Raw genomic sequence first — 21855 nt, 5'->3', positions numbered from 1 at the left:
GGGTGCTGGTCAGTGCCCGCAAGCTGGCCGAGTCAGGTGTCGGACGAGGAGATGACGGTGCCCGCGCGGGTTGATCTGGCCTTATGGCAGCCGCGGGCACCCGAGCTGGTGGACGAACGCGGGGCCGGCAGTGGTGGGTATTCCACTGCCGGCCCCGTGGTTGCGGTGACGTCCGCGATCAGCGAGGTGTCAGCGTGGTGGTGATGTTGGTGTAGTAGAGCTGGGTCAGGCTCTCGAAGCCCGAGTCCGTTCCCGCGTGAAGCCACAGGGTGCCGTCCGCCGCGGCCGTGACGGTGATCGTGTTGGTGGCGGTGCTGGTCCGCTTGACCTTGGCCCACTTCTTCGGGCTGTCGCTCGGGAGGCCGTTCTCGATGTTGCCGAGGACGACCGACTGCGGGCCGTCGTTGTTCTGGTTGCCCTTTTCCAGCTGGACGCGCTTGTGGTTGTCGCTGGCGTCGACGTAGACCGCGGGTTCCTGCGGGGACGCGCCGGCCTTGACGTAGACGGACGCGCCGGGCGAGCCGCCGACGCCGAACTGGCCGGCGTGCTCCTGGGACCAGAAGGTCACCGAGGATTTCACCGTGTAGGTCTTGCCCGGGATGATGCCGTCGGCCTTGGTGAGCTTCTTCCGCAGGTACATGAAGAGGTCGTCGCTGTGGTTGTTGCCCTGGATGTAGTAGCCCGTGCCGGTCGCGGTGCCGGCGGGCATCCGGCGGATGCCGTGGTCCGTCTCGAAGAACTCGTGGAACTTCGCGTCCGAGTACTCCGCCGAGTAGTCGGCGTAGTCGGCGACCCAGCCCTGCTGGCCCTGGGCGAAGTTGTACGAGAAGGTCTTGGACCGCGGTGCGGCCGTGGTGTCGGCGGCCGTGGCGGCGGTCGGGGCGAACAGACCGACGAGGGCCGCGAAGGCGACGGCGGGCAGGGCGAGCTTGGTTGCGCGCAAGGGTTTCTCCCGGGCAAGTGTGGTGGGTGAGGCTTGTGGCCTCGGCCGAAATCTTGCACATGCCGAAGAATCAAAGGTGAAGATGAGGAAAGATCTTGTTTACCAAGGTCGACAAGGGAGATCTTGCTGTGAATCATCGGCGTCTAAACAGTTCTGACCAGGGCGTCTTCGGCGCTGAAAAATTTCCGTGGGTTGAGAAAATCCTCACAACCCAAGATCGCCAGAGATGCCAGGACAGCTGGCGGCGCAGCGCGCGGGCCGGGCCCATACAGGTCAGAACGGCGGTGAAAGCAAGGGTGCCGTCCGCTTCGTCGTGCGGTGCCGGCCAGCCGTCCGAGCCGTCGGCGATCGGATGGACCCGGTCCAGGTCTGCTGGGGTCACGTCCAGCACGGTCGGCAGGCCGACCCGGTGTACCACCGCGCGGTCGATGTCCGGCCAGGTCAACGCTCAGTCGCCGGTGTCCGGGCGGCGTCGGGGCTGGCGAGCCGTATGCGCCCGGCAGCGCCGGCTCGCACAGCTTGCACCGCATCGGGGAGACCCCGCGGCGGCCGAGCCGGTGGCGCGGGACTCAGGTGAACATGCGATATTCTGACGATTGAAGATCGCCGCTGGCTTCGGGCCGGGCACCGACCTCCTGAGAAGTTGAGGACGTGCCAGATGGCTGCGGTGACTGATACTCCTGTCAAGGGCAAGATGTTGCGGGCGACCAAGCTCGGCCCGTGCGGTGATCCCGTCGTGGGCGCGGGCGGGTGGCCGGTGCAGGTCGTCACGAAGGGTTTCGTGTCGGTCGAGTATTCGGCCGAGGTCGACGATGGTGAGGAGATCGATCAGCGCGACGCCAACGGGGACTCGTGCGTGTACGTTCCGGCGCGCCGGCGGATCAAGTTCTACAACGTGACCGTCACGGCGTGCCGGGTCGACCCGGAGCTGTACTCGCTGTTCACCGGCTCTCCGATCGTCGTCGACGAGACCGGCACGAGCACCGGCCTACGGGTGACCTCCGCGGTCAACCAAGACAGCGCAGTCGCCCTCGAACTGTGGTCCGGAACCGCGCAGAAACGCTGCTCGGGATCGGCAGTGAACCGCAGGCCCCGCTTCGGCTATTTCCTGCTGCCGCAGATCCTCGACGGGCAGATCGGCGACTTCACCATCGAGAACGGCACCGCGAACTTCACCCTGACCGGCAAGGCCGTGGAGAACCCGGAATGGGGGATCGGCCCGTACCCGGTGTATCTGCGCCCGACCGGGGTGGTGGCGTTGACGGACCCGATGGGCGAGCAGGACCTGCTGCACCTGGACTGGACCACCCTGCCGCCGCCCGCTCCGACCGCCGGGCTGGTGCCACGGCCGGCCGACGGGACGGTGGCGGCGAACGGGTTGAAGGCGACGTTCACCGCCACCTACGCCGGCCCGGCCGGCGGCTACACCCTGGACTGGGGTGACGGCTGGGTGACGCCTGGGCCTGCGGTCGGTGTCACGGCGAGCCACGATTATGCCGAGGCGGGCACGTACCTGGTGACGGCCACCGACACCGGTTCGGGCGGTCAGCGGTTCCTGTCCATCGCCGTCGCATGACCGGCCCCACCACGCCGGAAGACCAATGCGGGTGGCCGGTCGACGTGCGGCAGTGCACCGGTTGGGACGAGTTCCCGGTGTCGGTGCGGGAGCTGGCCGCGGTGGTGGCCGGGCAGTTGTTGCGGATGCTGTCGGGCCGCCAGTTCGGGGTGTGCCCGACCACGGTCCGGCCGATCCCGCGGGGGCATCCGGACATGCCGCGGTGGCGGCGCTGGGAGCTGTACCTGTCCCCGGAGCTGCCCGGCTGGACGTCGTTCTGCGGCTGTCCCGGCCTTGGGCCTGCTGCCGGGTGCGGTTGTGACCGGGCGGTGCAGGTGAGCCTGCCCGGTGGCGTCTACCAGGTCCTCGAGGTCCGCGTCGACGGGAAGGTGTTGCCGGCTGCGGCGTACCGGGTCGACAACCGGCGGTGGTTGCTGCGCACCGACGGCGCGTCGTGGCCGGCCCAGCAGGACCTGACCATCGCCGACGACCAGCCGGGCGCGTTCACGGTTACCTACGTCCGGGGGGTGCCGGTGCCGGCGGCGGGCCGGTGGGCGGGCGGCCAGCTGGCGTGCGAGATTGCGCGGGCCGCGGTCGGCGACGCGAAGTGCCGGCTCCCGCGCCGGGTGTCGGCGATCGTGCGTCAAGGCGTGCACACCGAGTTCGTCGACCCGGCCAAGCTGGCCCGTGACGGCATGACCGGGATCCCGGAGGTCGACGGGTGGCTCGCCGCGGTCAACCCGCACGGCCTGCCCCGCGACAGTGTGGTCTGGTCACCGGACCTGCCCGGCCCGCGCAGGCGCACGTCGTGACCGCGCCGGTAACCGCTGATGAGGTGGCGTGGCCGATCGCGACCGGGCTGCGGTCGCTGCTGCGGGCCGCGCTGGCCGACGCGGTCGGTGGGGCGCCCGCGTCGTGCGCGGTGGTGCCCGGCCGCGACGTCGCGATCGACGACTGCTGCGCCGGGCAGGCGTGGGTGCGCATCGTGCGGGTGTATCCGACCACCGCGGCGGAGTTTCCGAACCCGCGCGGCACGGCGGTCGGCGACGGCTGCGACGACGGCGTGTCCTGGGCGGTCGAACTCGGGGCGGGTAGCGCCCGCTGCGCGCCGTCCGCCGACGACTACGGCAACCCGCCCGCCGACGAACTCTTGGAGGATGCGGCGCGCACGCTGGCCGACGACGCCGCGCGGATCCGCCGGAGCGTCCTGCGCGACCTGCGCCGCGTGGACGGCGTGGACGAGGTGTTCATGGCGGAGCAGTCGTCGGTCGGGCCGTCCGGCGGCTGCGTCGGCCAAGAGCTCCTGCTGACGGTGCTGACCGTGATGTGTGTCGACGATGGAGGTGCCTGGTGATACCGGCAATGGGTGAAGTGGTGACGGTGCGGGCGCGGTGGCCGATGCCCGGTATCGCGGACGGGGCGGCTGTGACGGTGAGGTGGGGTCCGTACCTGGCCGCCATGGTCGCGGCCGGCCGCTACGAGCTGCTGCCCACCCCGTTGGCGCCGCACGACGACGGGTCGCATCCGGCGGGGCCGGCAGACCAGCCCAGCACCGGTGACGGTGGTCAGGGTTCTGACGCTGCTGCAGACGGTGCCCGGCCGGGTCGCGGACCGCGTCGACGCTGATGGCCGTCACGGTCAAGGCCCGCCTGGACCTGTTCCAGCCGGAAATCCGCCGGCTGCTCACCGGCCCGGTCGGGCCGGTCCTCACCTTCGTGCGGCAGGTCGCCCGCAGGGTCCGTACCCGGTCGGTGCTGACCTGCCCGGTCGACAGCGGCCGGCTGCGCTCGGCGCACCGCGAAGAAGTCGGGGTGCGGCACGGCACCGTGTACGGGCTGGTCACCAACGACGTCGAATACGCCGCACACGTGCACGACGGCACCGGCCCGCACACGATCCGGCCACGCCGCCATGGCGGGGTGCTGCGCTTCGAGGCCGGCGGGCAGGTCGTCTTCACCACGGTCGTGCGTCACCCGGGCACGCGGGCGCAGCCGTGGCTACGCGAAGCGATGGAGCACGAAGGGCCCCGGTCCGGGTTCCGGATCGTGCGCCGCTGAGGAAAGGGGAGAACAAGGATGCGGGAATTCACCACGAGTACGAAAGTCGCCTCCGACACTGGGGCGCGGCTGCCGGCGGTCGAGTTCGTGCTCGACGGGGTGCAGATGGTGTGTCAGGCGCCGAAGAACGCGCAGGTGGCGTACCTGGTTGCGGCGGCGTCGTCGCATCGCAGCGAACAGGACCAGGTCGCCGCCGTCCTGGACTTTTTCGAGCAGACTCTGGATCCGGCGTCACTGATGGTGTTCCGCCGCCGGCTGCTGAACACCCGCGACGATTTCGACTTCGAGCACGCCATGCAGATCTTCGAGTACGTGTGTGAGCAGTGGTCGGGTTCCCCTACTGGGTCGGGTGGCGGCTGATTCAGCTGGCTGTCGCCCGCTGGCCGGTTTTCCACGGCCAGATGCTTCTCAGGGGCGGCCGCGACCCGCTCGAACTGCCGCTGCCGTCGCTACTAAACCTGATCTACGCCTGGTGGATCGGCGACGCACTAGACAGCGAGGTCGCGAAGTTCGACGCTGCGCTATACGCCCCACCGTCAGGCACGGACCTCGGCGAGCGCGATGAGTGGTCCGACGACGAAGTCGATGACACGTTCGCCCGCGCCTTGGACGGGCACATGCGGTAGCCCTCGCGCGACTATCGGCTCCGGCGTACGCAGCTACCGGTCGTCGAGACGGCGGTCACAAGTGTCACCCTGCTGGCAACTTTCTTGACCTACCGGTCAGTAACATGCCTGGTCGAGTTCACGACTACTTCGGGGGATGTCCATGCTCTTTCGACGAATAGCACCGCTCGTGGTGCTATTGACCGTCCTCGGTGTCGCATCACCTTCAGGCGCGCTAGCCGCGCCGCGACCGGTGGCGGCATCTACCACCAACAGTGAATCCGTCATTGGCAAGCTACGGACGTGCGTAGCGAAGGTCGAGGCCCGCAGCGGGTCCACCCTTCTGCATCTCCCAGCGTTGCGCCAATGCGTCCAGGATTCAGGATTCCCGGCTGTAGCGGTCACAGGCTGCTTCATCGTCGGCATGACGGCGGAAGCCTGGGCGGACCGCTACACGCGATTCAAGGATTGCGCTCTCCAAGCCGGTCTGACGATCACGGGCACCAACTTTGAACTCATGCACTATGTCAAGACCTTTAGTGCATTGCGGGCTCTCAACGCAGATCTGCACCGGGACCTCTCCGCCTGGGGCAAGGAGAATCAGGCGCGTTGGCAGGAAAGTCAGCAAAACTTGCAGGCTATGCAAGCCGACCTGCAATTAATGAAGGCTACACTGGATCAAAAAGCAGGCCGGACGCTAAGCACGATGGAGGCGCTTCGCGCCGGGCTTCAGGCGTTCGCCGACTTCGGTGAGGCCATCACCGGAATGGCAAAGCTGGTACCTGAGGCGTCGAAGACACTCGACGAACTCAACGGCCATGTTGATGGCATCAACAAAGCGATGGCGCAGAATATAGTCGCCTTGGAGAAGGTCAATCGCTCTCTCGTCGAAACGAAGCAGGCCATCGACGTGGCCAACGAGGGGATGGCCGAGCTGAACGTAGGCGTTCAGGAAATCACCGTCGGCATCAATGAGATGAATGCCGCGGTGGACAACCTCAACGTTGCAATGCGGCAAACGAACGATTCCGTCGCCGGGATGAACAAATCCATCAAAAGCCTATCGAATCATTTCAGATCGTGGGAAAAGTACCAACTTCCGGTAGAGATGGTGGACCAGTACCGGATCGAGGACCTGCTGGTCCAGGAGGAAGAGTACGCATCTCTTTTCCTCGACTTCATTCCGGGCGTGGGCGACGTTAAGGGCCTTCAGGAAGCGGCTACGGGCCAGAACCTCGTGACCGGCGGCGATGTGGATCCGCTGTCGCGGGTTCTCGGGGGGCTGATTGTCTTCCGTCTCGTCAAGCCGATCTACAAAGGGGCAGACGCAGCTTTCAATGGCTTCCGTCTCCGCGGCACCCTGGAGGTCATCGAGAAGGCCAACGGGATGGTGGACAGCCTGCGCACCACCGGAAAGCTCCCGCCTCACTTCATCACACAGGATGAAGCCAGGGCGATGTACGGTTGGGAAAAGGGTGCGGCACTCGCCCCGAAGGCACCAGGAAAATCGCTCGGAGGCGATGTCTTCGGAAACAAAGAAAATGTTCTGCCCAACGCCGAAGGCCGCACTTGGTACGAGGCCGACATCGGGCAAGATTACGCCAAGAAACGCAAGAACAATCCAGGTGACCGCCTTCTGTACTCCAGTGACGGGCTGCTATACGTATCTACCGATCACTACCAGACGGTATATTATGTAGGAACGTACAAGTAACTAGGAGTATTTGATAGGTCGAGGCAGGCTGTCCGCCTGCCTCGACCACTTGTAGGAGCCGCGGCATGAATAGCGAACCCACCGAAATTGACGAAGAAGAAGAAATGGAGGTACCCGAGCAAATCTGCATTGATTTGCACGGAGTTTCCAGCGCTCGACAGCTGCATGAGCTGCTGCGCAAAGAACTGCAATTCCCGCTATGGTACGGCCATAACTGGGATGCTTTCTGGGACGCGATCAGGGGGCTGGTTCCCTTGCCGAAGCGAATCACCTTTATCGGTTGGGCAAATCTGGTCGAGGCTTTGCCCGAAGATTCCCGGAAGCTCCGGGAACTGTTTGACAAATATTCCGAAAAATACGGATGCTATGCTAGCGATTACTGCGAAGTGATATATCTTTAAAGGTGGATTGTGAGCCTGTCGCCGACAGGACTCCATCTCGGCATTCTTGACAGACGCCTACCTGGGTTGCTGTTCTCGGGATGTATCCACTTCAGGCGTGTGGCTCTTCCGCGAATCGCTGCGTAGGGAACTATGTGATGCGCCAGAGCCGTCGCCGCCCGAGGCCCGAATTGTGCGGTGGCGGCGAGCTGCCAACCACCCGTCCTTCATGCTAGATCAAAGAAGCGAAACGCCTTATCAGCTCGGCGGTGCGCTGCGCTGCAGGAGCGTCGCCACGCCGGTCTGGAGCTTGTCGACTCGATTGCGAATGTCGTGGCCCACATTCGAGGCGATGACTGCTCGGTGCAGCGCCCAGGCTGGCCTCACAGTAGGGTTGGTGGTGGCGTCGTCGTTAGGGTTGACCACGGCAGCGCCGGGCACCTTGCCAGTGGCGTCCTTGCCCGGATCGTAGGCCAGCACCGCGGTGGCCAGGGCGTCGCGGCCGGCGCTGCTGCGCGCCCACTCCGTCATCCAGCTGATGAACTCGCTCTTGGTCACGTCGTCCTCCTCGAGTAGGCCCCACGGGCGGGTGTTGTTCTCCTGGGCGGTGGTGTAGCGGGCGGAAAAATGCGCGTGCCCGGTATGCGGGTTGTCGCCGTGGTAGGCGCGGGCGGTCCAGCCCCACGACCGCGCCCAGATCTTGCGGTTCCAGATCACGTATTCGAGCCGGTCGTCGAGCCCCTGTCGGTGCCGGTTGACGATGATCTGGACGCACCGGTCCATCGACCAGCCCGGCTCACGCAGGTCCGCATCCACGTCGACTGCGTGGACCTCGTCAATCGAGTCTGCGTCCTCCGTCGGCGTGAGGCCGGTCTCGTCCGGGTTGTGATCCGACTCTTCTACGGCGTGTGCCTGGTTGCCGATAGACCCGTCACTGGCCTTCCTGCGGCGGGGTGCCCGCTTGTTGAACTCGCTAAAGAGACTGCGTAGGGCTGCCACCAGAATCCACGCCATCCTTGTCACCTCCTGTCTGCGGGTCTGCCGGGCCGTCGGCGGGCGGGGACTCGGTGTCCCAGCCGTCGTCGACGGGTTCACCAGCGTGGTCGAGGGGGTTACGGTCGCCGCAAAGCGGCTGGCCCATGGTCGGCTCCTTTCCTGGTGTTCGATAACCGGGGTCAGAGGTCGCCGCGGGTGCGCGGCGACCGGGGCGTGATGCCCGGCGGCGGCGTGGCCAGCGCGGTGGCCACCTGGTCGTCGACGCGCGGCTTGACCCAGCCGAAATAAACGCCGAGGTCAGCGACGGCGGCCAGGGCGAGGGTGACCGCGGTGATCTGGTCATCGTCGAGCGGCAGGATGTTGAGGGCGGCGACAGCGACCAGGACGGCCTTGATCGTTGTGGAGACCACGACGCCGACCGCGGTCGGATTCTGCGGAACCATGCGTACTCCCTTGCGAGGGTGACGGGATGGATAGCCGGTAGCGGCACCAGTGCCGCTACCGGGGTCAGGTGGGGTTAGTGCCGAGCAGCAGGACGGCGTAGACGCTGGCACCGGCCACCCCGTCGACGGCGAGCCCGGCGCCGCGTTGGACGGCCTGGACGGCGGTCTCGGTGGCCGTCCCGAATTGCCCGTCGAGGGCCAGGTGCTGGCCGCGGACGCGGAGCAGTGCTTGCAGGACGCGGACACCGGCGCCGCTCGCGCCGCGGCGCAACACCGGCAGCTCCCGGAGGATCTGCGGCATCGGCTTGGGCGGCGGTGTCGGTGTGGCGGGCTGCGCCGGAGCCGGCGTCGGGGTGCGGGTGAGCGCGCGTAGCTGGGTGACGGTGCCGCGGAACGCGTCAACGTCGATCCGGCGGCCGGCAACCTTGCCGGACGACGAGAACTGCAGGATGGTGGCCTTCGGCCAACCGCCGTAGCCGGGCATCCACCACGAGGCGGGCACCTTGCGGTACAGCACCGACCCGTAGTCGCTGCCGTCCACATAGTGCGAATGCCACAGCAGCGGAGTGAGGTCCGCGCCGCGGAATCCCCTGGTGCGCGGCCACCACCAGCTGCCCGAGTAGATGAAGAACGGATGGTTGCCGGTCAGCCGGCTCCACTCCGCGGCCCAGGCGGTCATTTCGGTGCCGTAGCCGTCGGACTCGGCGTCGAACTGGATTAGCCAGCCGTCGGGGCCGCCGAGCTGGCGGACCTGCTGATAGAAGTGGCGGGCCTGCGCGGCGCCGTCACCGGCACGCAGATAGTGGTAGGCGCCCGGGATCATGCCCGCCTTGATCACCGCGGTGATGTTGCGGTCGAATGTCGGGTCCTTGTAGTTGGTGCCCTCGGTCGCCTTGCATACGCACGCTGAATATCCCTCACGGGCGATCTGGGCGATGTCGATGTCGCCCTGCCAGTGTGAGATGTCGACGAGCCAGGTGATGGGCTCGGCCACAGCGCTCCTCTCGTCGAGAGTGGAGCGACTGCTTGGGGGGCAGTGATCACACTGTAACGCGAGGGTGCGACGCATTTTGTGGCCGGTCGCGGCGCGGTCGGTGATCTCACCATCGTCCGGCTGTCGTCGCTGGTCACGGGCGCGACGCCAGCCTGTTCCCACAGGTTATCCACAGCCGCGACTAAGCGGGTTGCGAGCGTCGCGCGGGGAGGGAAGAGTCGAGCGCGTCGGCGAGGTCACCGAACGGGCTGCCGGCCACGGCCGCGCGGCAGGTGGGGCTGAGCCCGTTCCGCAGGCCACTGACCGCACATCATAGAGGCTCGCCGGCTCCGGCGGGCCTCTCGACAGCCCGACCAGCGAAGAGCCTACGAGGGCACCCGCCACCTAGATTTAGAACAAATGTACGATCGCGTGGGTGGGGCACACTCGATCGGAGCGCGAGGAACCGCTGCCGCGTGCCCGGTACGTGGCGGCGGCCAGGCGGTATCTGGACGCGTTCAGCGTCGTGCTCGCCTCCGGGGTTCCGATCGATCCGGGTCCGCCGGGTGCCGTCCGTAACTGGACCGCGCGCGACGTCGCCGCGCTCCGCGAGTTCCAGGCTGCGCTCGGCGACCTGCTCGACACGCGGCGAAGCTGAGATGCCCTGCGCCGGGCTCGATAGTTTGCCCGACGTGCGGTGCCGGGCTGGCGTGGCGCAGAGCAGCGGCTGCGTTTGGTGTCGCTCGATCAGCTTCTGTCGGCGCGAGATGGCCGCTCAGCGATCCACGTTTCGACGTCGGCGGCAAGCCACACGTTGCTCATCGCCAGCTCGGCGATCGGTGCCGGGAAGTCTCGTCGGCTGGTGAGTTGGTACACGCGTTGCCGGCTGATCTCGCCGAGCATCCTGCGGATTTCATGCGCTCCTACGAGCTGCAACTTCTTCGTCGCCACAGCCGGTATAGTAGTCAAGAGTCAACCTGTCGTGCAACCAGTGTGCGACAGTCAAGTATGGCTGGGGCGGAACGCGGATCCGGGCTGCGGGTTGCGGGTTGCGGCGGACTGCCATCGTGGCGTGCGCGGCGATCGCGGCATGCCGGAGTCGAGTATGTAGCGGCGAAGTGTCGAAGACGGAGTCGGCAGGCCTGCCGGTGGCAGGCCAGCCGCATTCCGCACCTGAGCGCTATTCGCTCAGTTGGGTCCAGGCCGTTCGAGCGGCGTCGAGTTGCGCCCGGTTCTTGGTCACGAACTGTTGTAGCTCCGGGGCAGCGGTGGCGAAAGCCTGTTCCTGCGCTGGGCGGCGGCAGGCGGCATCCGCGGCGGCGGCCTTCTTCTCGAACTCGACGGCCTCCTGCCACTTCGGGTCGGCCTGCATCGACGCCAAGCCGAGATCCGCTCGCGGGAATCTGTCGAGGGTCTGCTGGTAGGTGGTGAAGTACGACTTTGTCTGAATCCCAGCCTTGCTCATGCAGGGAACGTACGTGTCGAGGGCGTCGGCGACGGCGGGTGTTTTCTCCACCTCGCGGAAGGTAGTGGTCAGCCACTTCATCAGGTCGCCCTGGCCTGTGGGGGTGAAAGGCTGCTGCTTGGACGCTTCCGGGGTGCAGTTGCCCAGGGCCTTGCCGTAGGCGGCTTCCTCCTCGGCAGTCATCGTGCTGCTCGCGTTCATAGCGCGCAGTTTGTCGGCCACTTCGGCCTGGTTGCGCTTGGCGGTGGCGATGCCGAAGTCACCGGTGATCTCGGTGATGCTGGCGAGGTCTCCGGGCGCGATCGGGCCGCCGTTCTGCTGCTCGGAGGGGGCCTGCTGGTAGGTGAAGCCCTTTTCCTTCATACATCGGGCCAGGGCGCCCTGGAAGCGTGCGGCGACGTCCTTCTCGGCGGCGAGCCGGTCGTCGGCCGAGCCGTAGAGGCTGAGGCTGACTTGCTCGAATAGGCTGCGGCCCTGCGCGGCGGCGGCTGGCTCAGCCGGGGCGCCGGCGGCGACCGAATTTGCGCAACCGGCGGTGAACGCGCCGATGGTCAGCGCCGCACCCGCCGTGATGATCTTCTTCATGACCTGTGTCTTTCGGAGTCGGGGATATGGGTCAGCTGCTGCACGAGCTCGAGATGCCGCCGCTGTTGTAGAGAACGGCGGTGCCGTTGACGTCGACACGCCATGAGCGGGCGCACTGGTTCGGCACGTTGGCGTTGGGGCCGGTCGCGTCGCCGAAGATGTCCTCGTCGCGGTAAACGGTCCGGTCGGCAGACCAGAAGTCGTTGCAGTTCGATGCCGTGGTGTTGGTGGCGTTCACCGGGCCGTAGCAGGCGCCGAACTTGACCATGCCGGTCAGCCAGCGATGAGTGCTGCCGGGCTGGTAGGAGTCATTGCTGTTGCCGTCGATGTGGATCGACGACTTGCAGGTCTTCGCGATCCGCGCGTCGAAGTGCTCGCTGTCGGCCGTTTTCCAGTCGAAGATCGTCGCCAGGCAGTGGCTGCTGGCGAACGCGCCTCCGGGGTGTGCCTCCAGCGATCCCAGGTTGTCGATTGCCTGGTCCCAGCTGGCTTCGCCATACGAGTAGTTCGGGCCTTTGTAGATGGGCTGATCGACGCCGTACGGGACGACGGCCAGCGCAACGCCGGGAGTCGATCCGACGAGCGCAAGGACCGCGACGGCCACCACGGCAAACAGCCGTGCGCGTCCGATCTTGGGATACAACATGGTCTTCCTTCACGGGGAGGGGTGTGGGCCTTGCACGTTGCAAAAAGGACCAACGTGGACAGATTACGCGAAACATGCAATATGTATTGCACTGCGCGTCGGCTGCAGCGCTGCGCGCAGTCCGCATTCGATGATCGAAGCGGTCGACAGAGGCCGATTAGAACATGCGTACTAAGTGATTGCTACGGTGCAACTGTTCATCGATGGCGACTAACGACCATCCGGGCGGGCCGGGTGGCGGGCCGGAAACTGATGGTCAGGGCCAGGTGACGGTGAGCGTCCCGTGCCGCTTGACGGTCTTCCACCCGGCCGGGATGGTGCTGTTCGCGCCGGTTGGGTGGTATTGGATGCGGGCGGCGTTGCGGCGGAAGTATTCGCCGCCCCACTGGCGCACCAACGTCAGGAACTCATCGCCGACGGCTGCGGCGTCGGGGCCGTGCGCGCGGACACCGGCCTCGAACTTGCTGCCGAAGTCGGCGCTGTCGCGCTTGAGGCGGTAGGCGAAACTGCCGCCGCGCACCAGGACCGGCATGCCGTGCCGGACGGCGGGCTCGACGAGGCCGTCGTCGATGGCCTGCTGTGCGGCGTGCAGCATCACCATCTGCTCGCCGCCGTTGGTGAGCAGGAACAAGGCCAGCTCGTCGGGCATGTCGAACTCGGTGCCGGCCCACAGGTCGATGCGCGGGCCGTGCAGCGCCTGCCGCAGGGCGGACACGTCGAACGACGGGGTGTGCTGCGGGTCGAGGTAGAGGCCGATGTCGTCGGTGATCGTGACGAGCCTTTCGCTAGTCTCTCCGTCGCCCTGCATCGCCACGAACGCGCCGAGCCGGTAGTCGGCGGCGGTCAGGAAGTCGCCGGTGCGGTCGAACGCGATCAGCCGGGATATCCCGGCGAAGCGCAGCGGCAACACAATCCGGCCCGTGCCGGACAACTGGTCGAGCCAGGCCGGTGGGATGTCCCAGGCGCCGACGGTGACAATGATCCGGTCGTACGGGGCGTGCTCAGGCACCCCGGCATCCGCGTCGGCAAGCACGACGTTGACCCGCTCGTAACCGGTAGCGGCGAGGCACGTTCGGGCCCGCTCGATGACGATCGGGTCGATGTCGACCGTGGTGACCTGTCCGGACGGGCCGACCATCTCCGCGATCAGCGCCGCGTTATAGCCGCCCGAGCCGACCTCCAGCACCCGCATCCCCGGCTCGATCAGGGCCTGCTCCAGCATGATCGCCTGGATGTGCGAGGCCGAGACAACGCTGATTTCCGTGCCGTCCGCGGCCCGCACCGGAACGAGGGTGGTGTGCGTGTCGTACGCCTTTCTCAGCGGCTCACCCGGGGCGAACTCGTGTCGGGGAACCGTCGCCAGTGCGGCGGCCACCCGGTCGCAGTGCAGCACGTCCTGGGCGTGCAGAGACGCCACCATGGCGGCGCGCAAAGCGACGGGGTCATCTTCTCGGGTCGTGGTCATCAGAATCCTTTTCTCCGTGGACGGGGTCGGTGGACGGGGCTGCATAGGTGGGAGGTGCTCGGCGGGGGCGCGGCGTCGCGCGTGGCATGACCTTCAACGGTCGCCTGGCTGCGCGGATGCCGGGTGCGTCGGGGACCGGGCGCAGGTGCACGGCAGGGTGAGCACGGATTTGGTGGGCCAGGTAGTCGGCGGCGGGTCGTACCGCATTGACCGACAATGGTCGTGTCTGCTGCCGGTTTCGTTGTTGCCGTACCAGGCGATTCCGGTCTGCATCAGGGCGGTCATGAACGCTCCCCAGCCTTCGGGCTGGAAGGACGCCACATGGGCAGCAGCACCGGCGAGTCGCGGGTGATGAGATACGGCTGGCGGCGTTGGTAGCCGTGCCGGCGGTAGAGCGCGTCGGTGCGGTATCCGGTGGCCTCCAAGTAGGCGGCAGTTCCGGTCGCGTCGAGCTGTGCATGGTGATGGTCGAGAAGCCGACTGCCGTAGCCGCCGCCGTGATCGGCCGGGTGCACGGCGAGCAGGGCAAGGTAGTGGTGCGGTTCGTCGGTGGGGTGGTGGCGGTGCATGGTGTCGTCGAGCGCCGCGAACCGTGCGGCGTAGGGCTTGGTGATGTCGGCAAGCTGCGCGCCGTAGTCGGGCAGAGGGGGGATCGGGGTGCCGTCGTGGATGTACCAGACGGCGACACCGGCCCCGTCGCAGGTCATCTCGACGTGGCCGTTCGCGAGGGCCTGCTCGGCGAGCAACGCGAAGTAGCGGGGGTAGATGCGGGCGCGGTCGTCCTCATCAGCGATCAGCCAAGGGGCGAGGTCGGCGTGCAGGAACGCCTCGGACAGCAGGGTGGCGATGGCCTGGTGGTCGTCTAGCTCGGCCGGGCGGATCGTGGTGGCGTCGATGCCGCTCACCGCGCGACGCCGTTCCCGGTGGGGGTGGCGGTGCGGGTGGCGCCCCGTCCGACCTGCGCGTACACGTCGCGGCGCCACACCCGAAGCCCGCAGCCCCAGATCACCCCGAGACAGGCGACCGCTGCGTAGATCGTGGGTAGCTGCCAGCGCACCGACGAGGCAGGCTCGACGCCGAGGAGTGTGGCGAACTGCGACAGCGTCACGACCGCCACCGTGCCGAGCAGGAGCGTGGCGATGGCCGGGCAGATGACGCCGCGCAGCACGCCGATTCCGTGGCGGCGGCGGAGGCGGGGCGAGAAGTAGGCCATTACGGCCAGGGAGGTGGCGGTCATGAGGAACAGCACGCCCAGGCCACCGAGGACGGTGAGCCAGAAGAACATGCGGGTGAACGGGTCCCAGCCGCCGATCGCGTACACGGTGATGCCGGCGAGCCCGATGCCGGTCTGGATGAGTGAGCCTGCGAGGGGGGCTTTCGTGCGGGGGCTGGTGCTGCCGAGGATTCTCGGGAGGACGCTTTCGCGGCCGAGGGCGAACAGGTAGCGGGCTCCTGTGTTGTGGAAAGCGAGGGTGGCGGCGAACAGGCTGGTGATGAACAGCAGGTGCCCTAGAACGATGATGAATCCGGGCACATGCGGCGCGGCCAGGGTGAAGATCAGTTCGGAGCCGTCGGTGGTGGCGCGGGCGACGATGTGCTGGGGGCCGGTGGCGACCGACATGGCCCAGGCGCAGCCGGCGTAGAGGACACCGATGACGGCCAGCGCGAGGTAGGTGGAGCGGGGCACGGTGCGTTGCGGGTCGCGGGCCTCTTCGCCATACACGGTGGTGGCTTCGAAGCCGACGAACCCGGCGATGCCGGTGACCAGCGCGGCCCCCGCACCCGCCCACGACCCGAAGAGGGCGATCGGGCTCAGCGTGGTGTAGGTGACGGTCCCGCCGCCCGGGTGGGTGACGTGCACGGCAGCGAGCCCGATCGCTAGCGCGACCTCCGCGATCAGCAGGACAGCGAGGATGCGGCTGTTCAGGTCGATGCGGCGTCCGCCCAGCCCGGCGATCACGGCCCAGACCAGCATCGCCCACACCGACCAGGGCAGGTTCACGCCTGCTTGGGTCTTGGCGAAGGCTGCGGCGACGACTCCGAAACCGCCGTACAGGCCGACCATCATGACGGCGTACGCGGTGACGGCGACGAACGCGGACATGATGCCCCACAGACGGCCAAGGCCGTAAGCGATGTAGGAGTAGAACGAGCCCGCGTTGACGATCTGTCGGGCCATCGCGGTGTAGCCGACGGCGAAGATCGCCAGGATGGCCGCGACGACGAGATAGGCCAAGGGGATGCCGGTGCTACCGGTGACCGCAAAGCCGGCGCTCGCACCACCGGCCACCACGGTCAGAGGTGCCGCCGCTGCCATCACCGTGGTCACGAGCGGGGCAACGCCGAGGCGGGCTCTTGCCAGGGCGCAGGCGACACCGTCCGGCGGTGCAGCGGAGGTGAGAATCGCGGGCATACAGAGTCCTTCCTGAGGCAGGAGGAGCAGAGGGTGTGACGGTGTGGTTGTGGGTGCTGTCGGTGGTCGCCGGTCAGGCGCCTGTGGTGACGGCGGCCGCCACGGCGGTCTCCGCCTGGTACAGGAGGTCACGCAAGTCGACGCGAACGTCGTCCACATTGCTGCGCAGCCAGTCCTCGAGGTCACCGGCGGCGCCGGTGAGGACTTTGCGGTGCAGGTCGGTGGCCAGGATCAGCCCGGCGAGCACCGTGTCGGCGGAGTCCAAGCGCTCCTGGCTATGTGCCGCGCGGGACAGCCGCACCCAGGGCCATGCCGCCGCGTTTACGTCGACAGGTGTGCACCGAAGTTTGCGGCGGAAGACGCCCTTGCGTTTGGTGTGCAGGTGACCGGCGAGGGCCAGCCGGCGCGTGACCTGCTCGTACGAGTCCCCGCCGGGCATGGTCCCGCTGGTCAGGTACCTCATCCAGTCCCGCACCGACCACGCGCGGCGCTCCGCTCGGATTAACCGCAGCACCGTCGCGGCGAACGGGTCGACCGGCTCGCCGTCCGGGTGCGCAGCAACCATGCCGTCCACGGTGGTGGCGAAGCCTTCCAGCACAAGTTCGGCCAGCACTGCCGCGCCCAACGCCGCCCCGACGACATCGGCGTGCAGGCGCAGGCGACCCCAGTCGTCATGCGCTACGCGGAACAGGTCATCGGCGATCAACGGCCACCGCGAAGGCACCCGTGCACGGCCCATCGGGGTGATCGTTGGGGACGGCATCGGCGGGTCCGCGGCGGCGATTAGGACGCCTTCAGCCTGAACGGCGGCATGACGGGGCGTCGGATCCCTGTGAGGAGCCGGGTGGCCGACAGGGCGGTGAGTTGTGGTGCTCTGGCTCGGGTGCACGGGGGCGCCTCCTGAACAGGGGTCGTGGCGTTCGCCAGCGTGGAGACGTGGACAGCCGGATAGCGGTCCCGGGAGCGACAGCGAAGTGCTCAGTAGCTGGCTGTGATCAGCGGTCAGCAGGAGCGCAGGCGAGCGATGTCGCTGCGCTCCTGCTGTTTCCGCAGCTCTCGTCTAGGGCCTGGAGCCAGCTAAACGTGAGCGCACGTAGTGAGGTGGTTGCACGTCGTAACTGAAATCTACTCTTGCACTGATACTCTCAGAGCACAAGTATCGCTCAAAGAGTATTCCATGATCGTTTGGAATCGCTTTGGTGCGCAGTCTCACGATGAGACAGAATGTGCCGGTGAGCAGTCAGGAGGCGAACATGTCGGCGCCCGTTGCCGGTCCCACGGTGGTTCGGCGTCAACTCGGACGCCGCCTCCGCCGGCTGCGCACAAGCAAAGGCCAGTCGGTGGATGAGGTCGTTGCCGAGCGGCGCCTGGGCATCTCCCGCGCGAAGCTGTTCAAGCTCGAGGGCGGGCGGAACTCCGCAAAGCCTCAGGACGTCACCGTCCTCTGCCACTACTACGGTGCCGACGAACAGGAAACTCAGGCGCTCACCACCTTGGCCCTCGCCTCGCAGAGCGACAGCTGGTGGGACGTCTTCGGCGTCGAAGCCGTGCCGGAATGGTTCAGCCTCTACCTGGACGTTGAGCCGGCCGCCACGCATATCCGCACGTACGAGGCCGAACTGATCCCCGGACTGCTGCAGACCGCTGACTACGCGGCCGAGGTCTACCGCGCCCGCAACCCGGAAGCCGATCCCACCGAGGTCGACCGCAGCGTCGCCCTGCGCATGGAGCGGCAAGCCATCCTCACCCGAGACCAGCCCGCCGCGCCGCAGCTGCACGTCGTCCTCAACGAGGCCGTCATCCTGCGCCAGGTCGGAGGTGCGAGCGTGATGGCCAACCAGGTCGAACGACTGCGCAAAGCCGCGACCCGGCCGAACGTCACCATCCAAGTCCTGCCGTTCGCCGCAGGCGCCCACGCCGCCATGGAGACCGCCTTCGTCATCCTCGACTTCGCCGACCCCGAAGACGACCCGCCCCTGGTCTACGTCGACAGCCCCAGCTCGGCCGCCTACCTGCAGAAACAAGTCGACCTCGACCGCTACGCCACGATCTTCGACCATGTCCAACACCAAGCTCTTCCGATCATGGAGTACCCGGCATGACGAACAGGCGATACACCAAGAGCACCAAGTCCGGTGGATCCGGCGGCAACTGCGTCGAGTGGTCCATCCAGAACAACGGCGTCTACGTACGGGACAGCAAGAACCCCGACGGGCCGGAACTGCTCATGTCCCACCAGGAGTGGGGAACCTTCACCCAGGCGGCAGGCTCCGGCGGTGCCCACCGGTGGATCCAGCCCGGATGTGCGGGCACCGCCGTCGCCAAGGACGACCACATGCTCACGTTCACCCCGGCCGAGTGGGAGGCATTCACCGCCGCCGTCCACGCCGGCGAGTGCACGATTCAACTGGTCTCCATTGGATAAGCGGCTAGCAGCCGATCGATCACCGCGACCTAGCCCCGGCCTTGCCTGAAATTGCGGCCTAGAGATCAACATTTTCAGAAGCGTCTGCGTGGAAGCGGCGGGCGCCGTCGCCTCGGCTGCGCTGTCCGACCGGTTGGTCCGCAAGCGGCCAAGCTCGATCCTCACTGGCTACTCCTTCACGTTCTGGTGGGGCCGATGTTCGGTCTCGTCGCATCACAGCCCGCGGCTCGCGTAACGGTGCGGTCTGCGGCTACAACCTGCGCTTCCGAGGGCGGCGGGAGCGCACTCGTAGGGCTGCGCTCCCGCCGTTTCCTCAGCTCACGTCTAGGGCCGGGCCGGCCAAACGTGAGCGGGAGTAGCGTCGTTCAACTCGTAGCGATGTGGCGTTATCAGATGGCGGTGCGGTTTTCCTGGGGCAACAATTATTTATCTCCAGCCAGTAAGAGGCTCAGAAGATCCCTCCTGACTGGCATTAGTGGGTCGCCCCCGGCTCGGCACTGAAACCGCCTTCGATCAGCCTGTCTATATAGGAGCCCAGCATGGGGCGTGATCAGCAGCGTGTGAATGCGCCGTGTGACGCACGCCGGTCCACACGGGGTGTGAACCGTTGACAGCACTTCTGTTGATCGGAGTCAAGCCGTAGCCTGCGGTGATGGCGGAGGCTAACCTGCTTCTCGAAGAGCTCCTCACCCGTGCAGGGCTCTCTCATTCGCGCCTGGCCCGCGAGATTGTCACCGCTGCGCCGTACTTGAGCTACGACCATGCCTCTGTGACGCGCTGGATTCGTGATCACCAAATCCCCCGCGAGCCAGTACCACAGATGATCTGTCGGATCTTGGGCGACCGACTTGGCATGCCGGTGACCCGCGCCGACATTGGCATGGCTGCCCATCGTGGCTCGCACAACCCCGCCGCTCGTCTCATCACCCAAGCCGCCGCTCTGTGGACAGGCGAAGCTCGAGGACGGGTCCCTAAGACACTGCTGACCGGGCCGGATGCCACAGCACCGGTCTGGGACTGGGTGAGTCCACCTCACCGCCTCGATCTGCTCCGTGAAGGGCACCGACGCATCGATGACACTGACGTGGCCACCTTGCGGCACCTTCGCCGTCACTACCAGCAGATGTACCGTCGCGTTGGCGGTGAGCCGGTGCGGCCCTTGCTGGCCCGCGACCTGAACCAGATCGCGGTCCCCATGCTGCGAGCGGCCTATGACAACGAGATCGGCTGCAAGCTATTTCGCGCCGCCGGCGGCCTCGCTGCCCTCGCCGGCGTCTGCGCCTATGACGCCAATCTGCAACCACTCGGCCAGCGGCACCTGTTTACCGCGCTGGGCCTGGCGAAGGCAGCCGGTGATCGTGGTTTCGGCGCCTATGTCGTTGCGCTGCTCGCCAATCAGGCACTCTTCCTCGACGACCGTATCCTGGTGGTGCAGTACGCCGAGGCAGCGCTACGTAGCGGCGGCTCAGCGCTCGGTCCCGAATTGATCACCGATCTGCATGCCCTCGCGGGTAAGGCGTACGCCCGGATGGGTGAAACCGCCGATTGCCATCAACACCTCCGCCAATCCACCAGCACCGCCGGCAGGCTTGCACCTTCACCCAGCGACACGGAGACCTCTTACGTCCAACCCGGCCTGGTCGAGACCCAGGCGGCCGAAGCATTCCGGCGGCTCGGGGATTTGGCCGCCGCCGAAGATCACGCCCGTGAAGCGGTGCGTACCGCCCCCGCGGCGCATCCCCGAGGGCAGGTTCACCGCTACGCTGGACTCGCCTTAGTTCTCGCTGGCCGGGAACGCGCTGACGAGGCTGCAGCGGTGGGACACCACATGCTCGACCGCGCCGAGGGAATGGAGTCGGGACGCATTCACGACCGCGTCACCCAGGTCGTTGACGCCGTGAAGCTCTACGCCACCGATCCCATCGTGGACGCTTTCCTCAACCGCGCTGAACAGCACTTGAGCCTGAGAGGACGATGATGCGCTGGACCGTTCACAGCGAGGAGACCCTCTACCAGGACAAATGGGTGCACCTGCTCACCGCCGACGTAGAGCTCCCGGACGGCAGACATTTGGACCACCGCCTAATCCGTACCTCCGCCGCCGGCGCCGGCCTTGTCGTCGTTGAGGATGACAAGGTCTTGCTCATCTGGCGGCACCGCTTCATCACCGACACCTACGGCTGGGAAATCCCGCTCGGCTCCATCGAGCCCGGCGAGGATCCCGCGACAGCTGCCGCCCGCGAAGCCGAGGAGGAGACTGGTTGGAAGCCTCACGGCCCCATCGAGCCACTGCTCTATACCCAACCTTCTCCCGGCCTGATGGGCTCCGAGCATTACCTCTTCCGAGCAAACGCCGCCACTTACACTGGCCCGCCTAGCGACGACTTCGAAAGCGACAAGGTCGACTGGGTGCCCCTGGGTGACGTCTACGACCTCATCCGCGACCGACAGATCACCGCTGGTACCACCCTCAACGCGCTACTTATGGTCCTGGCCAACACGCGCTAAGCACCTCTCGCCAGCTCACCTGCGTCGCGGATCAGCGAGTCGTAGGTATCCGTGGTGCGTTGTACCGGCACGCCAAGCGAGTGAACGAGCCGGTCAAGACGGTACTGCACGTCCAAGCCGGACATGTCGGCACCGACCATAGCTTCAAGCTCAACGAAGGTACCTAGGCCGTCGACGGTGTCCAGGCAGAGAGCGGCGTCGTCCCACCGGCCACTGCGGCGGCTCTTGACGATGCGTACAGTCGGCACGTACCCCATGGTCGTAAGCGCGGCGTGCATCTGTTCGCGGTCGGCGACCGTGGTCTCGTGCTCTAGGCAGGCCATCTCGTTGTCGATCGGCTGCTTCACGGTGAACAGGTGCATGCCGTCCTGGGTGCGAAGTCGCGCGAACGGCACGCCGATCTTGCTCACGCCGTATCGCCAACCGGCCGGGGCGTACGCCTGGTCGTCTTGGCGTACCGGCTCCGACAGCACCACGCCCCGCTCGTCCAGCGCCCGCAGTAGCGCCGCCTCGTCAGAGACGTGGTACTTGACCTCGATCTCCTGAACGGCACCCGCCGTTGTCGCCTGCACGCGCGCAGCTTAACCAGGTGAGACCGCCCTGGCGGGATGCCGCACTCGTGCAGGCGACCTCCGCTGTGGACAGGGAACGTTATACACGGCCACAGTCAGCTATGGCGGCC

27 protein-coding genes are annotated in these 21855 nt (G+C 66.7%); 14 read left to right on the top strand and 13 right to left on the bottom strand.

Features of this window, described 5'->3' with window-relative positions:
- Positions 1 to 178: 178 nt before the first annotated feature.
- Entirely contained in the window at positions 179 to 943 is a 765-nt protein-coding gene (locus ACIA1L_RS13870; protein WP_396073011.1) for a hypothetical protein, read from the bottom strand.
- A 133-nt stretch (positions 944 to 1076) separates the two neighbouring features.
- Complete coding sequence (locus tag ACIA1L_RS13865; RefSeq protein ID WP_396073010.1) at positions 1077 to 1388, bottom strand: hypothetical protein; 312 nt, start codon at positions 1386 to 1388, stop codon at positions 1077 to 1079.
- A gap of 222 nt (positions 1389 to 1610) precedes the next feature.
- Between ACIA1L_RS13865 and ACIA1L_RS13860 the strand changes: the two genes are divergently transcribed.
- The 9 genes from ACIA1L_RS13860 to ACIA1L_RS13820 all read left to right on the top strand — a co-directional run bounded on the left by ACIA1L_RS13860 (position 1611) and on the right by ACIA1L_RS13820 (position 7275).
- Positions 1611 to 2519, top strand: a complete 909-nt coding sequence (locus ACIA1L_RS13860; protein ID WP_396073009.1) for a PKD domain-containing protein — start codon at positions 1611 to 1613, stop codon at positions 2517 to 2519.
- Entirely contained in the window at positions 2516 to 3310 is a 795-nt protein-coding gene (locus ACIA1L_RS13855; RefSeq protein ID WP_396073008.1) for a hypothetical protein, read from the top strand. Before ACIA1L_RS13860 ends, ACIA1L_RS13855 begins: the two co-directional genes overlap by 4 nt.
- Positions 3307 to 3852 (top strand): hypothetical protein, encoded by a 546-nt coding sequence (locus ACIA1L_RS13850; protein ID WP_396073007.1) that lies wholly within the window; start codon positions 3307 to 3309, stop codon positions 3850 to 3852. The genes ACIA1L_RS13855 and ACIA1L_RS13850 overlap by 4 nt, the downstream gene beginning before the upstream one ends.
- Before the next feature lie 8 nt (positions 3853 to 3860).
- Positions 3861 to 4124, top strand: coding sequence for a hypothetical protein (locus ACIA1L_RS13845; RefSeq protein WP_396073006.1), 264 nt, complete (start codon positions 3861 to 3863; stop codon positions 4122 to 4124).
- Entirely contained in the window at positions 4124 to 4555 is a 432-nt protein-coding gene (locus ACIA1L_RS13840; protein WP_396073005.1) for a hypothetical protein, read from the top strand. The genes ACIA1L_RS13845 and ACIA1L_RS13840 overlap by 1 nt, the downstream gene beginning before the upstream one ends.
- An 18-nt stretch (positions 4556 to 4573) precedes the next feature.
- Positions 4574 to 4915 (top strand): hypothetical protein, encoded by a 342-nt coding sequence (locus tag ACIA1L_RS13835; protein WP_396073004.1) that lies wholly within the window; start codon positions 4574 to 4576, stop codon positions 4913 to 4915.
- A 41-nt stretch (positions 4916 to 4956) separates the two neighbouring features.
- A complete protein-coding gene (locus ACIA1L_RS13830) occupies positions 4957 to 5181 on the top strand; it encodes a hypothetical protein (protein ID WP_396073003.1) in 225 nt (74 codons plus the stop codon).
- Positions 5182 to 5584: 403 nt separating this feature from the next.
- On the top strand, positions 5585 to 6874 hold the full coding sequence (locus tag ACIA1L_RS13825) for a pre-toxin TG domain-containing protein (RefSeq protein WP_396073002.1): 1290 nt from the start codon (positions 5585 to 5587) through the stop codon (positions 6872 to 6874).
- A 65-nt stretch (positions 6875 to 6939) separates the two neighbouring features.
- Positions 6940 to 7275 (top strand): barstar family protein, encoded by a 336-nt coding sequence (locus tag ACIA1L_RS13820; RefSeq protein ID WP_396073001.1) that lies wholly within the window; start codon positions 6940 to 6942, stop codon positions 7273 to 7275.
- A gap of 237 nt (positions 7276 to 7512) precedes the next feature.
- Here ACIA1L_RS13820 and ACIA1L_RS13815 read toward each other — a convergent pair whose 3' ends face one another.
- From ACIA1L_RS13815 to ACIA1L_RS13805, 3 genes are all read right to left on the bottom strand, one after another.
- Positions 7513 to 8268: a hypothetical protein gene (locus ACIA1L_RS13815; protein ID WP_396073000.1), complete on the bottom strand. Its 756-nt coding sequence runs from the start codon at positions 8266 to 8268 to the stop codon at positions 7513 to 7515.
- A gap of 161 nt (positions 8269 to 8429) precedes the next feature.
- Positions 8430 to 8693: a hypothetical protein gene (locus ACIA1L_RS13810; protein WP_396072999.1), complete on the bottom strand. Its 264-nt coding sequence runs from the start codon at positions 8691 to 8693 to the stop codon at positions 8430 to 8432.
- Positions 8694 to 8757: 64 nt separating this feature from the next.
- Positions 8758 to 9687, bottom strand: a complete 930-nt coding sequence (locus tag ACIA1L_RS13805; protein ID WP_396072998.1) for a GH25 family lysozyme — start codon at positions 9685 to 9687, stop codon at positions 8758 to 8760.
- 415 nt (positions 9688 to 10102) lie between these two features.
- On the opposite strand from ACIA1L_RS13805, the gene ACIA1L_RS13800 reads away from it, so the two are divergent.
- Complete coding sequence (locus ACIA1L_RS13800) at positions 10103 to 10324, top strand: hypothetical protein (RefSeq protein ID WP_396072997.1); 222 nt, start codon at positions 10103 to 10105, stop codon at positions 10322 to 10324.
- An 89-nt stretch (positions 10325 to 10413) separates the two neighbouring features.
- Here the strand turns inward: ACIA1L_RS13800 and ACIA1L_RS13795 are convergent, their stop codons facing one another.
- The 7 genes from ACIA1L_RS13795 to ACIA1L_RS13765 form a co-directional block, all read right to left on the bottom strand.
- Positions 10414 to 10617 (bottom strand): helix-turn-helix transcriptional regulator, encoded by a 204-nt coding sequence (locus ACIA1L_RS13795; protein WP_396072996.1) that lies wholly within the window; start codon positions 10615 to 10617, stop codon positions 10414 to 10416.
- Positions 10618 to 10846: 229 nt separating this feature from the next.
- Entirely contained in the window at positions 10847 to 11716 is an 870-nt protein-coding gene (locus ACIA1L_RS13790) for a hypothetical protein (protein ID WP_396072995.1), read from the bottom strand.
- 31 nt (positions 11717 to 11747) lie between these two features.
- Positions 11748 to 12362, bottom strand: a complete 615-nt coding sequence (locus ACIA1L_RS13785) for a hypothetical protein (RefSeq protein ID WP_396072994.1) — start codon at positions 12360 to 12362, stop codon at positions 11748 to 11750.
- A gap of 256 nt (positions 12363 to 12618) precedes the next feature.
- A complete protein-coding gene (gene fxlM / locus ACIA1L_RS13780; RefSeq protein ID WP_396072993.1) occupies positions 12619 to 13827 on the bottom strand; it encodes a methyltransferase, FxLD system in 1209 nt (402 codons plus the stop codon).
- A 281-nt stretch (positions 13828 to 14108) separates the two neighbouring features.
- Positions 14109 to 14732, bottom strand: coding sequence for a GNAT family N-acetyltransferase (locus tag ACIA1L_RS13775; protein ID WP_396072992.1), 624 nt, complete (start codon positions 14730 to 14732; stop codon positions 14109 to 14111).
- Positions 14729 to 16240 carry an APC family permease gene (locus tag ACIA1L_RS13770; RefSeq protein ID WP_396072991.1) on the bottom strand — a complete coding sequence of 504 codons (1512 nt, stop codon included), beginning with the start codon at positions 16238 to 16240 and terminating at the stop codon, positions 14729 to 14731. Before ACIA1L_RS13770 ends, ACIA1L_RS13775 begins: the two co-directional genes overlap by 4 nt.
- Positions 16241 to 16313: 73 nt before the next feature.
- Complete coding sequence (locus ACIA1L_RS13765; RefSeq protein WP_396072990.1) at positions 16314 to 16979, bottom strand: GPP34 family phosphoprotein; 666 nt, start codon at positions 16977 to 16979, stop codon at positions 16314 to 16316.
- Between the two features lie 493 nt (positions 16980 to 17472).
- Between ACIA1L_RS13765 and ACIA1L_RS13760 the strand changes: the two genes are divergently transcribed.
- The 4 genes from ACIA1L_RS13760 (at position 17473) to ACIA1L_RS13745 (ending at position 21173) form a co-directional block, all read left to right on the top strand.
- A complete protein-coding gene (locus ACIA1L_RS13760) occupies positions 17473 to 18342 on the top strand; it encodes a DUF5753 domain-containing protein (RefSeq protein ID WP_396072989.1) in 870 nt (289 codons plus the stop codon).
- Positions 18339 to 18665, top strand: a complete 327-nt coding sequence (locus tag ACIA1L_RS13755) for a DUF397 domain-containing protein (protein WP_396072988.1) — start codon at positions 18339 to 18341, stop codon at positions 18663 to 18665. The genes ACIA1L_RS13760 and ACIA1L_RS13755 overlap by 4 nt, the downstream gene beginning before the upstream one ends.
- A 652-nt stretch (positions 18666 to 19317) precedes the next feature.
- A complete protein-coding gene (locus ACIA1L_RS13750) occupies positions 19318 to 20643 on the top strand; it encodes a hypothetical protein (protein WP_396072987.1) in 1326 nt (441 codons plus the stop codon).
- Positions 20640 to 21173: an NUDIX domain-containing protein gene (locus ACIA1L_RS13745; protein WP_396072986.1), complete on the top strand. Its 534-nt coding sequence runs from the start codon at positions 20640 to 20642 to the stop codon at positions 21171 to 21173. The genes ACIA1L_RS13750 and ACIA1L_RS13745 overlap by 4 nt, the downstream gene beginning before the upstream one ends.
- Here ACIA1L_RS13745 and ACIA1L_RS13740 read toward each other — a convergent pair.
- On the bottom strand, positions 21170 to 21745 hold the full coding sequence (locus ACIA1L_RS13740) for a class IV adenylate cyclase (RefSeq protein ID WP_396072985.1): 576 nt from the start codon (positions 21743 to 21745) through the stop codon (positions 21170 to 21172). The genes ACIA1L_RS13745 and ACIA1L_RS13740 overlap by 4 nt on opposite strands.
- Between the last annotated feature and the right edge of the window lie 110 nt (positions 21746 to 21855).

It is taken from the genome of Actinoplanes sp. NPDC051859, from assembly GCF_044452725.1.
GTDB lineage: Bacteria > Actinomycetota > Actinomycetes > Mycobacteriales > Micromonosporaceae > Actinoplanes.
This window is presented reverse-complemented; position numbering and strand designations above follow the sequence as displayed.

Bases quoted from the DNA above. Each gene is read 5' to 3' on its own strand.
- ACIA1L_RS13745 (WP_396072986.1), top strand. From the start codon at position 20,640: ATGATGCGCTGGACCGTTCACAGCGAGGAGACCCTCTACCAGGACAAA.
- ACIA1L_RS13770 (WP_396072991.1), bottom strand. From the start codon at position 16,240: ATGCCCGCGATTCTCACCTCCGCTGCACCGCCGGACGGTGTCGCCTGC.
- ACIA1L_RS13825 (WP_396073002.1), top strand. From the start codon at position 5,585: ATGACGGCGGAAGCCTGGGCGGACCGCTACACGCGATTCAAGGATTGC.
- ACIA1L_RS13845 (WP_396073006.1), top strand. From the start codon at position 3,861: ATGGGTGAAGTGGTGACGGTGCGGGCGCGGTGGCCGATGCCCGGTATC.
- ACIA1L_RS13830 (WP_396073003.1), top strand. From the start codon at position 4,957: ATGCTTCTCAGGGGCGGCCGCGACCCGCTCGAACTGCCGCTGCCGTCG.
- ACIA1L_RS13750 (WP_396072987.1), top strand. From the start codon at position 19,318: ATGGCGGAGGCTAACCTGCTTCTCGAAGAGCTCCTCACCCGTGCAGGG.
- fxlM (WP_396072993.1), bottom strand. From the start codon at position 13,827: ATGACCACGACCCGAGAAGATGACCCCGTCGCTTTGCGCGCCGCCATG.
- ACIA1L_RS13810 (WP_396072999.1), bottom strand. From the start codon at position 8,693: ATGGTTCCGCAGAATCCGACCGCGGTCGGCGTCGTGGTCTCCACAACG.
- ACIA1L_RS13755 (WP_396072988.1), top strand. From the start codon at position 18,339: ATGACGAACAGGCGATACACCAAGAGCACCAAGTCCGGTGGATCCGGC.
- ACIA1L_RS13840 (WP_396073005.1), top strand. From the start codon at position 4,124: ATGGCCGTCACGGTCAAGGCCCGCCTGGACCTGTTCCAGCCGGAAATC.
- ACIA1L_RS13790 (WP_396072995.1), bottom strand. From the start codon at position 11,716: ATGAAGAAGATCATCACGGCGGGTGCGGCGCTGACCATCGGCGCGTTC.
- ACIA1L_RS13835 (WP_396073004.1), top strand. From the start codon at position 4,574: ATGCGGGAATTCACCACGAGTACGAAAGTCGCCTCCGACACTGGGGCG.
- ACIA1L_RS13765 (WP_396072990.1), bottom strand. From the start codon at position 16,979: ATGGGCCGTGCACGGGTGCCTTCGCGGTGGCCGTTGATCGCCGATGAC.
- ACIA1L_RS13855 (WP_396073008.1), top strand. From the start codon at position 2,516: ATGACCGGCCCCACCACGCCGGAAGACCAATGCGGGTGGCCGGTCGAC.
- ACIA1L_RS13815 (WP_396073000.1), bottom strand. From the start codon at position 8,268: ATGGCGTGGATTCTGGTGGCAGCCCTACGCAGTCTCTTTAGCGAGTTC.
- ACIA1L_RS13785 (WP_396072994.1), bottom strand. From the start codon at position 12,362: ATGTTGTATCCCAAGATCGGACGCGCACGGCTGTTTGCCGTGGTGGCC.
- ACIA1L_RS13820 (WP_396073001.1), top strand. From the start codon at position 6,940: ATGAATAGCGAACCCACCGAAATTGACGAAGAAGAAGAAATGGAGGTA.